The sequence below is a fragment of the Mesorhizobium sp. BHscii genome, assembly GCF_053848065.1.
In genome coordinates this window covers 319,465-331,429 of record NZ_JBSPKW010000004.1, presented here as the reverse complement: position 1 = coordinate 331,429, position 11,965 = coordinate 319,465, and the positions used below count along the sequence as shown (strand labels likewise).

13 protein-coding genes and 1 other RNA gene are annotated in these 11,965 nt (G+C 63.8%); 10 read left to right on the top strand and 4 right to left on the bottom strand.

Annotation, left to right across the window (positions count from 1 at the left end):
* Nucleotides 1–22: 22 nt before the first annotated feature.
* A complete protein-coding gene (locus ACWTU7_RS08850) occupies nucleotides 23–727 on the bottom strand; it encodes a c-type cytochrome (protein ID WP_455838355.1) in 705 nt (234 codons plus the stop codon).
* 192 nt (nucleotides 728–919) lie between these two features.
* Here ACWTU7_RS08850 and ACWTU7_RS08845 point away from each other — a divergent pair, with 192 nt between their 5' ends.
* The 4 genes from ACWTU7_RS08845 to ACWTU7_RS08830 all read left to right on the top strand — a co-directional run bounded on the left by ACWTU7_RS08845 (nucleotide 920) and on the right by ACWTU7_RS08830 (nucleotide 4,200).
* The gene (locus ACWTU7_RS08845) at nucleotides 920–1,648 is read left to right on the top strand and encodes a 3-deoxy-manno-octulosonate cytidylyltransferase (protein ID WP_455838356.1); all 729 of its coding nucleotides are present in this window, start codon (nucleotides 920–922) and stop codon (nucleotides 1,646–1,648) included.
* A gap of 20 nt (nucleotides 1,649–1,668) precedes the next feature.
* Nucleotides 1,669–2,532 carry a prephenate dehydratase gene (locus ACWTU7_RS08840; protein WP_029356989.1) on the top strand — a complete coding sequence of 288 codons (864 nt, stop codon included), beginning with the start codon at nucleotides 1,669–1,671 and terminating at the stop codon, nucleotides 2,530–2,532.
* A gap of 64 nt (nucleotides 2,533–2,596) precedes the next feature.
* Complete coding sequence (locus ACWTU7_RS08835) at nucleotides 2,597–3,400, top strand: alpha/beta hydrolase (protein WP_455838357.1); 804 nt, start codon at nucleotides 2,597–2,599, stop codon at nucleotides 3,398–3,400.
* A gap of 146 nt (nucleotides 3,401–3,546) precedes the next feature.
* Nucleotides 3,547–4,200, top strand: coding sequence for a glutathione S-transferase family protein (locus tag ACWTU7_RS08830; RefSeq protein WP_455838534.1), 654 nt, complete (start codon nucleotides 3,547–3,549; stop codon nucleotides 4,198–4,200).
* A gap of 46 nt (nucleotides 4,201–4,246) precedes the next feature.
* On the opposite strand, the gene ACWTU7_RS08825 is transcribed toward ACWTU7_RS08830, so the two are convergent.
* Genes ACWTU7_RS08825 through ACWTU7_RS08815 form a run of 3 tightly spaced genes read right to left on the bottom strand, consistent with a single transcriptional unit; the run spans nucleotide 4,247 to nucleotide 5,957 of the window.
* Nucleotides 4,247–4,540 carry a Dabb family protein gene (locus ACWTU7_RS08825; protein WP_455838358.1) on the bottom strand — a complete coding sequence of 98 codons (294 nt, stop codon included), beginning with the start codon at nucleotides 4,538–4,540 and terminating at the stop codon, nucleotides 4,247–4,249.
* Between the two features lie 19 nt (nucleotides 4,541–4,559).
* Nucleotides 4,560–5,501: an NAD(+) diphosphatase gene (gene nudC / locus ACWTU7_RS08820; RefSeq protein ID WP_455838359.1), complete on the bottom strand. Its 942-nt coding sequence runs from the start codon at nucleotides 5,499–5,501 to the stop codon at nucleotides 4,560–4,562.
* A gap of 36 nt (nucleotides 5,502–5,537) precedes the next feature.
* Complete coding sequence (locus tag ACWTU7_RS08815; protein WP_029356985.1) at nucleotides 5,538–5,957, bottom strand: HIT domain-containing protein; 420 nt, start codon at nucleotides 5,955–5,957, stop codon at nucleotides 5,538–5,540.
* Nucleotides 5,958–6,206: 249 nt separating this feature from the next.
* Here ACWTU7_RS08815 and ffs point away from each other — a divergent pair.
* From ffs to ACWTU7_RS08785, 6 genes are all read left to right on the top strand, one after another.
* Nucleotides 6,207–6,303: signal recognition particle sRNA small type (gene ffs, locus ACWTU7_RS08810), an RNA gene on the top strand.
* Nucleotides 6,304–6,408: 105 nt separating this feature from the next.
* A complete protein-coding gene (locus ACWTU7_RS08805; protein ID WP_455838360.1) occupies nucleotides 6,409–8,232 on the top strand; it encodes a DNA polymerase III subunit gamma/tau in 1,824 nt (607 codons plus the stop codon).
* A gap of 86 nt (nucleotides 8,233–8,318) precedes the next feature.
* Nucleotides 8,319–8,642: a YbaB/EbfC family nucleoid-associated protein gene (locus ACWTU7_RS08800; RefSeq protein WP_029356983.1), complete on the top strand. Its 324-nt coding sequence runs from the start codon at nucleotides 8,319–8,321 to the stop codon at nucleotides 8,640–8,642.
* 259 nt (nucleotides 8,643–8,901) lie between these two features.
* Entirely contained in the window at nucleotides 8,902–9,807 is a 906-nt protein-coding gene (locus ACWTU7_RS08795) for a cell wall hydrolase (RefSeq protein WP_455838361.1), read from the top strand.
* A gap of 84 nt (nucleotides 9,808–9,891) precedes the next feature.
* Nucleotides 9,892–10,497: a recombination mediator RecR gene (gene recR, locus ACWTU7_RS08790; RefSeq protein ID WP_128340509.1), complete on the top strand. Its 606-nt coding sequence runs from the start codon at nucleotides 9,892–9,894 to the stop codon at nucleotides 10,495–10,497.
* Between the two features lie 28 nt (nucleotides 10,498–10,525).
* A complete protein-coding gene (locus ACWTU7_RS08785; RefSeq protein WP_455838362.1) occupies nucleotides 10,526–11,782 on the top strand; it encodes a lytic murein transglycosylase in 1,257 nt (418 codons plus the stop codon).
* Nucleotides 11,783–11,965 lie beyond the last annotated feature (183 nt).

Below are 11,965 nucleotides of genomic sequence, written 5' to 3'. Positions count from 1 at the left end.
GGAATGTACGATTACAATTGCGTTATTGCGCCGGCGCTGGTGGCGGAGCAGCTGGGGCCGGCGCAGGTGCGGCCGGCGCTGCACCCTCTGCGGGTTTGGCCGGTGCTGCACTTTCTGCCGGTTTGGCCGGCGCCGCGCCTTCGGCGGGCGCGGCGGCATTCTCGGCCGAAGCGCCGGGTGCCGGCAGCGGCTTTGGACTGTCCGACAGCGTGCGCAGATAGGCGATAACGTTGGCGCGGTCCTCGTCCTTCGGCAGGCCGGCGAAGCCCATCGCCGTGCCCTTCACGAGCTTCTTCGGCGAGAGGAGAAAGTGATTGAGATTGTCATAGGTCCACTTCTCGGCGCCGCCCTTGGAAAAATCCTTCATCCCGGCCGAATAGGCGAAGCCTCCATGCTCGGCGACGGGACGGTCGATGAGGTCCCAGAGATCGGGGCCGACCTTGTTCGGCCCGCCCTTCTCGCCGGAGTGGCAGGCCTGGCACTTCTTGAACACGGCGGCACCCGCCTCGACATTGGCGTTGGCCAGGAGGTCGGCGATCGGCTTGGCTTCTGAAGCGGGGGCTGCCGGGCCGCCCTCGGCAGGCTCCTCGGTCGCCTCGATGGCAAAGCCGGGTTTTTCCGGTGCGGGGGAGGCGAACAGCGCGTCGGACACAATGCCGATCGAGAAGACGACGAACACGGTTCCGAGCAGGCCGCCGATCAGCTTGTTGATTTCGAAAGAGTCCATACGCCCCAGGCTCCCTTTTCCGGCGGACCGATCCGTCCACTCCGTCCGTCGGTAATCGTGAACCACCCCACAAGGCGGTCAAATCGGGCGGAAACTAGGTCTTTTGCTCTGGCGTTGCAACACCTATAAGGGCGCTTCCAGTGAGACCTTTTGCCACTTTTCCCTCCCTCTTTTTCGGACGCTTCATCACCGATGTCCACGCTCATCCTCATCCCGGCCCGCATGGCCTCGACCCGCCTGCCGGGCAAGCCGCTAGCCGATATCGCCGGCGTCCCGATGATCGTCCATGTCGCCCGCCGCGCCGCCCACGCAGGGCTCGGCCGGGTGGTGGTCGCCACCGATACCCAGAGCGTGGCCGAAGCGGTGCGCGCGCACGGTTTCGAGGCGGTGATGACGCGCGTCGGCCACGAATCGGGCTCCGACCGCATCTTCGAGGCGCTGGCCACGCTGGATCCCGGGCGTAAGGTCGAAACGATCGTCAATGTGCAAGGCGACCTGCCCACCATCGATCCCGACATCATCAATGCCGCGCTGAGGCCTTTCGAGGATTCGACGGTCGACATCGCCACGCTCGGTATCGAGATCGTCCGCGACGAGGAAAAGACCAACCCGAATGTCGTCAAGATCGTCGGCTCGCCGCTGTCGGAGGCACGGCTGCGGGCGCTCTATTTCACCCGCGCCACGGCACCCTGGGGCGATGGGCCGCTCTATCACCACATCGGCCTCTATGCCTATCGCCGCTCAGCGCTCGAACGCTTCGTCGCGCTGAAGCCATCGCCGTTGGAACGGCGCGAGAAGCTCGAGCAGTTGCGGGCGTTGGAGGCCGGCATGCGCATCGACGCCGAGATTGTGCAATCGGCGCCGTTCGGCGTCGACACGCCGGACGATCTCGAACGCGCCAGAACCCTCCTTTCAACCTGAAACATCCGGTCAACCTGAGAATGCCTGAAAAAACCAACAGAATAGCCTTCCAGGGCGAGCCGGGCGCCAATTCCGACACTGCCTGCCGCAACATGTTCCCTGATATGGAGCCGTTGCCGTGTCCGACCTTCGAGGATGCCTTCAATGCGGTCGAGACCGGCAAGGCCGACCTCGCCATGATCCCGATCGAGAACACGATTGCCGGGCGCGTCGCCGACATCCACCACCTCCTGCCGGAATCGAAGCTGCACATCGTCGGCGAATATTTCCTGCCGATCCATTTCCAGCTGATGGTCTTGCCGGGCGTCAGGCGCGACGAGATCAAGACCGTGCACAGCCACATCCATGCGCTCGGCCAGTGCCGCAAATACATCCGCAAGAACGGCTGGAAGCCGGTGGTCGCCGGCGACACGGCGGGTGCCGCCAAGCTGATCGCCGAGCTGAAGGACCGCACCATGGCGGCGCTGGCGCCGGCCTTGGCCGCGACGCTCTACGGGCTCGACATCATCGAGGAGAATGTCGAGGACACCGACAGCAACGTCACCCGTTTCGTCGTGCTGACCAAGAACAGGCAGTGGGCACAACGCCCTTCCGCCGAAGCCAGGATGATGACGACGTTCATCTTCCGCGTCCGCAACGTGCCGGCCGCGCTCTACAAGGCGATGGGCGGCTTTGCCACCAACGGCATCAACATGACCAAGCTGGAGAGCTACCAGCTCGGCGCATTCACCGCGACCCTGTTCTATGCCGATATCGAGGGCCACCCCGACGATCCTTTGGTCAAGCTGGCACTCGACGAGCTTGCCTTCTTCTCGCGCGAAATGCGGATCCTTGGCGTCTACCCGGCCAGCGAATCGCGCGAGCAATGGAAGGTGGCGGATTAGCTCCCCCTGCGGCGTCCGGACCTAGCGCCTTGCCAGGTGACGAGCGTCGGGCGACATTCCTGCGATGTGGCTTCTGAAACTGATGCTCGCAGTTGCTGGATTGTATGCGGTCGTTGTCACCGTGGTGTATGTGCTTCAGTCCTGGCTGATCTTTCCGGCCGGCCTTGCGGCGTTCGCACCCGATCTGCCGGCCGGGGCCCGCCATGTCGAACTGGCAACGGAGGACGGCGAGCGCGTCGTTCTGGTGCGCCTGCCGGCAAGGCAGACGCCGGCCACGCCGCGCCCGCTCCTGCTGGGATTCGCCGGCAATGCCTGGAATGCCGACGCACTTGCCCTCATGCTGCACCAGCTTTTCCCAGAACATCAGGTCGCTGCGCTGCACTACCGCGGATATGCGCAGAGCAGCGGAAGCCCGTCGGCCGCCGCCCTGTTCGAGGACGCCCGACGCGCCCACGACCACCTGGCCACCGATGCCAAAGCCGGCATCGTCGCCATCGGCCTTAGCGTCGGCGCTGCGGTTGCGGTCGATCTGGCGACGGCCCGGCCGTTGCGCGGCATCGTCATGGTTACACCCTTCGATTCGCTGAGAGAACTCGCCGCTCACCACTATCCCTGGCTGCCGGTTCGCCTCTTGCTGCGGCACCGCATGGAGGCGGCAGAATCCCTGCGCGACCTCGATGTGCCCACGGCCGTAATCACCGCCGAAAACGACACCATCGTTCCTGCCGCACGTTCGGTACCTCTGCGCGAGGCTGCCCGTGATCTGCGCAGCCACATCGCCATAGCGGCTGGCCACAACGACCTTTATGGCCATCCCGATTTCGCCGGAGCGCTACGCGCCTCCGTTGCAGCGGTCACGCGCGATTGACGAGCAGTTCCCAGATGTCGGAATTCCGGCTCGACATTCGTCCTTTGGTTGCCTCAATCGAAGAAGGGACGCGACGAGATGAGGAAACTGAACTCAATCGACGACGTCACGCACGATGGCGTCATGCAATCATCCGGAGCCTTCCAATGACCCCCACCATCACCGCCTTTGAACGGTCGCCCGATCGCGGAAGGGGACTGGCGCGTGACATGCGCGTTCGTTGGGCGCTTGAGGAAGTCGGCCAGCCCTACAAGGTTCGTCTTGTTTCGTTCAAAGCGATGAACGAATCCGCGCATCGAGCACTCCATCCTTTCGGACAGATTCCGACTTATGAGGAAGGCGATCTCGCCCTGTTCGAGTCGGGGGCGATCGTATTCCATATCGCCGAGCGCCATGCGGGCCTGTTGCCGGACGATGCGAATGCGCGGGCGCGCGCGATCACATGGATGTTTGCCGCGCTCAACACGGTGGAGCCGCCGATCCTTGAGCGCCAAACCGCCGTGCTCCTGGAGCGCGACGAGACCTGGCACGAACAGCGCCTGCCTACGGTCGAGGATCGCATCCGTGACCGGCTGGGCGAACTTTCCGATCGCCTGGGCGAGGCCGACTGGCTCGATGGTGCGTTCAGCGCGGGGGACCTGATGATGGTGCACGTGCTGCTAAGGTTGAGCGGGTCGGGTATACTGGACGGATATCCGAACCTCTTCGCCTATGTCGCCCGGGGCGAAGCCCGGCCGGCCTACAAGCGTGCTTTCGCCGCTCAGTTGGCGGTTTTCGCTGGGACGTCACCGACCGGCTGATAAAGGTCCGCTATGGGGACGAACTTGCTCGTTCAGAACTCTGATCTTAGGACAGCGGCGCGTAGTCGATCTCGAGATACGCCTCGACCTCGGGGATCCAGCGGTCGCGGACGAAGGCGATGTGGTCGAAATGGTCGTTGTAACCTGTATAGGCGGCCTGGTCGGCGAACTCCATCGAGAAGCCGAAACGATAATCGTTCTTCGGGCTTACCTGACGCAGCTGCTCGAACTTTTCGACGCCCGGTATCGCCGCCAGTATTTTCGCATCAGCGAGGAATCTTGCCTCCTCGACTGAGCTGTCCTTGTGCTTCAGCCTGAACACCACTGTGTGACGGATCACTTGCTCCCCCTATGAGTTTTTATGCGCTGTCGGCCCAGGCGCGGATGAGGTTATAGGCGATCGCCCCCTTCGGCGGGGTGACCAGGCCGCCCGGATGCTCGCGGGCCAGCATCGAGAGCACCTCGTCGCGAAAGAACCAGCGGCAGTCTTCGAGTTCGTTGAGGTCGGCCTGGATGTCGTCGTTGAGCGGTTCGCCGAAGCAGCCGATCATCAGCGAATAGGGAAACGGCCAGGGCTGGCTGGCATGGTAGACGACGCGGCCAAGCCGGATGCCGGCTTCCTCCAGCGTTTCACGGCGCACCGCCGCCTCGATCGTCTCGCCGGGTTCGATGAAGCCGGCGAGCGCCGAATACATGCCCGGTGCGAAATGCCGGCCGCGGCCAAGCAGGCATTTTTCGCGGGTCGCCGTCAGCATGATCGCCACCGGGTCGGTGCGCGGAAAATGCTCGGTGGCGCAGGCCGGGCAAAGTCGCTTGTAGCCGCCAGCCCGCATTTCGGCTTCGGTGCCGCATTTGCTGCAGAACCGGTGGCTGGCATGCCAGGCGAGCAGCGCTGCTCCTTGCGCCATCGCGCCGGCCGCCGCCTCGTCAATCAGCCCCTGCATATAGACCGAGCGATAGTCGATGGCCTTGATCGACTCCGGCAATTGTTCCGGATCGAGCCCGGCCGGCACGGCGAGGACCGGGCCGCTGTCGGAAAAACCGAGCAGGACGCCATGGTCGAGCGACACCTGGAGCGGCTGGCTTTCCTCGGCGCCGAACCAGGGGTCGAAGCCGCCATCCCTGAGCTTCAGGTAGAGCCGCCCGCCATGCATCAGCAAAACCCTGACCGAGGGATCGGCGAGCGCCATTTCGACGGAATCGTCGGCGCGGTTTTCCGATTGCCGGTCGATCACATTGCCGGCGAAGCCGACGAACTGGCTCGGCTCGCGCAAGGGCGCGTCAAACAGGCGGATGCTCATGGGAGACTCAAGGTTCAGGATGGACACGGGACAGGCTTATAGCGCCGCCTTTATCTGTTGCGCAAACCGGCGAAGGTCCGAGCGCTGGTAGGGCTCGCGCATGCCGTGCCCCCACACCGGGCCCGGCCAGCCGGGATCGCCTTCCGAGCGGGCGACGACATGGACATGCAACTGGCGCACGACGTTGCCGAGGGCGCCGCTGTTGATCTTGGTGCAGCCGCTCACCCTCTTCAGCGCCTGCGCCACCATATTGGTCTCGAAGGTCAGCATCGCCTGGTCGAGCGGCGTTAAATCGTGGATTTCTTCCACGCCCGGTCGCTGCGGCACCAGAAGCAGCCACGGCCAGCGGCGGTCGTTCATCACCCGCAGCTCGCATAGGCCGAGCCACATCAATTGCTCGCTGTCCGCCTCCAGACGAGCATCCAGCGTAAATCCGGCCTTGAGGCCCGGCAACATCGGCGTTTCCTTCACTTTTGTCGTGTTTTTTAGACTTTTGAACGCTAAAGCGGCTGCCGGTGGCCCGCAAGAGGCGGCAAGCGAATCGTTGCTTTGTGACGGCAGTTATGATAGTGGTTCGGCCATGGTGCTGATTTGCGCCAATGACCCGCCCCGAGGCGGGTTTTCTGTTTCAGCATTCGACGCCACTCCCGGCTGATTGAATCCTGCGCCCTTGCATTTCATCGCCGGATTGCCGATATGGAAGCGGGAGGTTGGTGGTGGACGGTCCACTCGCCAACCGGGTCAGGTCCGGAAGGAAGCAGCCCTAACGAGCCCGGAACGGGTCATTGTTCCAGCCTCCCACCTCTTCGCCTTTCTCCCGCGACATTGACGGCGCCAAGCCCTGCGGGCGAAACTATGCGCAGGAATCGGCCGCCTGCAGGCGCGGCCCTTGGAGCTTTACGGGCGAATGAGCGAAGCCGGAAATTCGGGAACGGAAAAGGCAGTCGCCTATCGCGTTCTGGCGCGCAAATACCGTCCTGCTAATTTTTCCGAACTGATCGGCCAGGAGCCGATGGTTCGCACCCTCACCAATGCTTTCGCCACCGGCCGCATCGCCCAGGCCTGGATGCTGACCGGTGTGCGTGGTGTCGGCAAGACGACGACGGCGCGCATTCTGGCGCGGGCGCTCAACTATAAGACCGCCACCGTCGACCAACCTTCGGTCGACCTTGCCGTGCTGGGCGAGCATTGCCAAGCGATCATGGAAGGCCGCCATGTCGACGTCATCGAGATGGACGCCGCCTCGCATACCGGCATCGACGACATCAGAGACATCATCGAGCGCGTGCGTTATGCCCCGGTGTCGGCGCGCTACAAGGTCTACATCATCGACGAAGTGCACATGCTCTCGACCCAGGCCTTCAACGGCCTGCTGAAGACGCTGGAAGAGCCGCCGCCGCACGTCAAATTCATCTTCGCCACCACCGAAATCAGAAAAGTTCCGATCACCGTTCTGTCGCGTTGCCAGCGCTTCGACCTCAGGCGTATCGATGCCGGCACGCTGGTCGCGCATCTGTCCTCGATCGCCGGCAAAGAAGGCATTGCGGTCGACGACGACGCACTGGCGATGATCGCCCGTGCGGCCGAAGGATCGGCGCGCGATTCGCTGTCCATTCTCGACCAGGCGATCGCCCATGGCAGCGGCGCTGTCAGCGCCGAAGCGGTACGCGCCATGCTCGGGCTCGCTGACCGCGCCCGCATCGTCGACCTGTTCGAACATGTCATGAAAGGCGATGTGGCGTCCGCACTGGCCGAGTTCCACAACCAGTACGATACCGGCGCCGATCCGGCCGCGGTGCTGACCGACTTGGCCGAGTTCAACCACCTCGTCACCCGGTTGCGCTTCGTGCCGACGGCCCTTGAGGACGCGTCGCTGTCGGAGGACGAGCGCCGGCGCGGCGCCGATTTCGCCAAGGCGCTGTCGGTCAGGGTGCTGTCGCGGACCTGGCAAATGCTGTTGAAAGGCATTCCCGAGGTGCAGTCCTCCAACCGGCCGGTCAGTGCCGCCGAAATGGTGCTGATCCGGCTGGCGCATGCCGCCGACCTGCCGACACTGGACGAGGCGCTGAAATCGCTGGAGAGCGGAGCGTCGGTGCCCAACGGCGCGCCACGCTCGAATGGTGCGCCCGCAAGCTCTGTCGTCGCAAATCCCGGCCCAGCAAGTCCCGGAAATGGCGGCGCCAGCGCTGTGACGCAGACGCGGATGCCGACGGCCAATGGCGGCGCGCAGACCATGCGGCTGGTCGAACCCGCGCCGATGCCTGCAGCCTTCGTTCCGGAGCCGGCTGCGGATGCGCCGCCGGTGCCGGTGAAATCGCTGGCCGACATCGTCGCGCTTGCCGACGCCCAGCGCGATATGGCCTTCAAGGTGCTGGTGAAGCGCTGCGTGCGCCTGGTGCGCATCGAGCCCGGCCGCATCGACGTCAGCCTGACCGATGATGCGCCGAAGATGCTGCTCAACGACCTGACCGCCAAATTGCGCGCCTGGACCGGCCGCAGCTGGCTGGTGTCGCTGTCGAAGGAAGAGGGCGGCCAGACGCTGGCCGAGATGGAATCGACCAAACGCGAAAGCGCCCTCCTCGACGCCAAGAGCGACCCGACCGTCGCCGCCATCCTGGCGCGTTTTCCCGGCGCCAAGATCATCGACGTGCGCATTCCCGACGCACCGGAAGCCGATGCGGTGGAGGCCGAGGTTCCGATCGAGCCGGCGACAGACGAAGACGAAACCTAAAGCATGATCCCGAAAAGTGGGAGCCGGTTTTCGGAGAAGATCATGCTCAACCAAAAGACACACGATCAATCGTAGAGGACCAAGCGATGAAAGATCTTCTCGGCCTGATGGGCAAGGCGAAAGAAATGCAGGCCAAGTTCCAGGCCATGCAGGACGAGATCGCCACGCTGGAAGCCACCGGACAGGCCGGCGGCGGCCTGGTCAGCGTGACGCTGACCGGCAAATTCGAGATGAAGGCGCTGAAGATCGACCCGTCTCTGTTCAAGGAGGAGGAGGTCGAGATTCTGGAGGATCTGCTTCTTGCCGCCCACAATGACGCAAGGGCCAAGGTCGAGCAGATGATGCAGGAAAAGACCCAGGCACTGACCGCAGGACTGCCGATACCGCCGGGAATGAAGCTGCCGTTCTAAGGTGTTGATTAGCTATGCCGGTCGACTGAACCCATTGCTCGAGCCTTGGGGAAGGCTCCCTGCGGATATCCTAGGATAGGACCCATGCCGTTATAGTGGCCATGGAGTGCTGTGCCGCGATTCGGCGGTCGCTTGCTCCACCGGTGTGTCCATTCGGCAACTCCGCGCACTTAATAACGCTTTAGCCATCTTTTTGCCTGAAAGTGTCTCATTCTTGCCGCAACCAGGGGCGGGCTGGCGACAGAATGAGGGGATATCTTTGATCGCGACCCGATGGAAGACGCCGTTGTTGCTCGGCGTCATCACCTCTCCGCTGTTCTTGGCCGCTTGCAGTCAGACCACCTCGCACAGCCTGTCGGCGGCCAGCCTGACCGACGCCGTCAGATCCCGGCCCTACCGTCACACACTGAAGGACAAGGAGTGCCTCCAGCGCGCGATGTTCTTCGAATCCAACCGGTCGAGCCGTGACGGCATGATTGCCGTCGGCACGGTGGTCATGAACCGGCTGCGTTCCGGCAAGCACGGCAACACCATCTGCCAGGTGGTCGGCGAGCGCGGCCAGTTCGCACCGGGCGTGATGACACGGCAGATGAATTCGAAGGCGATGCCCGACGTCAAGGAGGCCGCCGAGGCGGTGCTCAGGGGCGAGCGCAAGGCCAAGCTGAAGAACACGATGTTCTTTCACACCGCCGGCCTGCGTTTCCCCTACAAGAACATGCACTACACCATGGTTGCCGGCGGCAACGCCTTCTATGAAAAGCGCGGCCGGAACTGGAAACCGTTGCCGGACGAGCCGACGGTCGCGGTGGCACAGTCCACGCCGCGGGGGTCGGCGCGCGCAGCGCCTGTGACGCTCGTGGCCTCCGCCGCTCCGGTCGCCAAGGCAAAATTCGCCAAGGCAACCTATGTGACCGCGGTCGCAACGCAACCGGCAAAGGCTACTCTGGAGAAGGCGACGCCAGAGAAGGCGACCCTTGTGGCGATGCAAGAGCCGATGCAGGAGCCGGACGCGGCCCGTTTTGGCGGCACTGCCGGTGCGCAACCTGTCACGTCATTCCCGGCGGCGCCGGCCGAGCCGACGATGTCGTTTGAATCGACACCCGAGAACACCGACGCCATCGGTGCGATGATCGCCGGCCAGAGCCGGCCGCTGGAAGCATACTGACGGCAGCAGCATCCTTACGCGTTGAACAGACCGCTCGCCCGCAGAACTGTTCCAAAGCGTGCGGAAAAATCATAAACCGATGCGATGTCGAAGCGAATCGCCGGTCCCGAGATCGAACGCCTGATCCAGCTTCTGGCCAAGGTGCCGGGGCTCGGGCCCCGTTCGGCCAGGCGGGCAGCACTTCACCTCATCAAAAAGAAGGAGCAGTTGCTGTCGCCGCTCGCCGCCGCCATGGGCGAGGCGGTCGACAAGGTGCGCATCTGCTCGACCTGCGGTAATGTCGATACGTCCGACCCATGCATGATCTGCACCGATCCGCGCCGCGACGCCGGCACTCTGATCGTCGTCGAGGACGTGGCCGACCTGTGGGCGCTGGAGCGGGCGGCCGCCATGAATGTCCGCTACCACGTGCTCGGCGGCTCGCTGTCGCCGCTCGACGGCGTCGGCCCCGAGCAGCTCAACATCCGATCGCTGGTCGACCGTGTCGCCGGCGGCGAGGTCAAGGAGGTGATCCTTGCCGTCAACGCCACGGTCGAGGGCCAGACCACCGCGCATTATCTCACCGACCAATTGTCCGGCTTCGACATCAAAGTAACGCGGCTGGCGCATGGCGTGCCGGTCGGCGGCGAACTCGATTATCTTGACGAAGGCACGCTGGCCGCGGCGCTGCGCTCGCGGACGGCGTTTTGAGGTGGCTGGCGGGAAGGATGCTTCTGAGATGACTGCGAAGGAACGCTGCCCTTGCATACTCTGCATTGTATTTCTGTTGGCCGCACTGATCGGCCTCCTCCCCACCCCTGCTTCCGCAGCAAAAATCGACGACCAGTTCCGCGCCTGGCTGCAAGGCGATCTCTGGCCCGAGGCGAACGCCAAAGGCATCTCCAGAAGAACCCTCGATGCCGCCTTCGACGGCGTCAAACCGAACCTGAAACTGCCCGACCTGGTTATACCGGGCAAAAAGGCGACGACGCCGCAGAAGCAGCATCAGGCGGAGTTCGGTTCGCCCGGCGCCTATTTCGCCGAAAAGACGGTTCGCGCCGTAACCGCCGGTGGCCGCACGCGCAAGGCGGCCAATGCCAGGACCATTGCCGCGATCGAGAAGCGCTACGGCGTGCCGGGCGAGGTGCTGCTGGCGATCTGGGGCCGCGAGAGCGGCTTCGGCGCGGCGAAGATGCCTTACGACGCTTTCGAAGTGCTGGGCACCAAGGCGTTCATGGCGACCAGGAAGGACTTCTTTCGCACCGAGCTTATGGCAGCACTCGAGATCGTCGAGCGTGGGCTGGCCCCGGTCGGCGCGATGAAATCGTCCTGGGCAGGCGCGCTCGGCCAGCCGCAGTTCATGCCGAGTTCGTTCCTGAACCATGCCGTCGATTTCGATGGCGACGGTCGGGCCGATATCTGGAATTCGGTGCCGGACACGCTGGCCTCGATCGCCAACTATCTCGTCCACCATGGCTGGGTGAAGGGTCGCGGCTGGGGCTTCGAGGTGACTGTACCGGAAGCGGTCTCCTGTTCGCTCGAGGGTCCGGACCAGGGCAAGAGGATTTCCGAGTGGGCTGATATGGGCATCAAGCGTGTCGCGGCAGGATCGTTTCCGGCGCGTGAGCTGAAGGCTGAAGGCTTTCTTTTGATGCCGGCCGGGCGCAGCGGTCCGGCCTTCATCGTCACGCCCAATTTCTACGTGCTGAAGCAATACAACACCAGCGATCTGTATGCCCTGTTCATCGGCCACGGCGCCGACCGCATCGCCCGTGGCGACAGCAATTTTTCAGGGCGCTGGGGCGCGGTCGGCGGGCTCCACAGGTCGGACATCGCCACCCTGCAGCGGGCCCTGGAGGCCGAGGGCTATGATGTCGGCAGTGCCGACGGCCTGCCCGGCTTCAAGACCCGCCGCTCGATCGGTAAGTGGCAGGCCAGGAACAGTCGAGCCGCCACCTGTTTTCCCGATGCCGACCTGGTCACCGCATTGAAATAGCTCACCCCCGGGGTTCGTTCCCGGCGGTGGCGGCTGGCTGATCTGGTCCAACCAACAGCTTTGCAAATGCTCGTTGCCGCGCTTGAAACCGCCGGATATGGTGAGGCGGAACTGGATAAAAGTTGCCAAGACAACCGGTTCTGGGATCACCGTTGATTTGGCAAGAGAACGCCACAAGCCTGG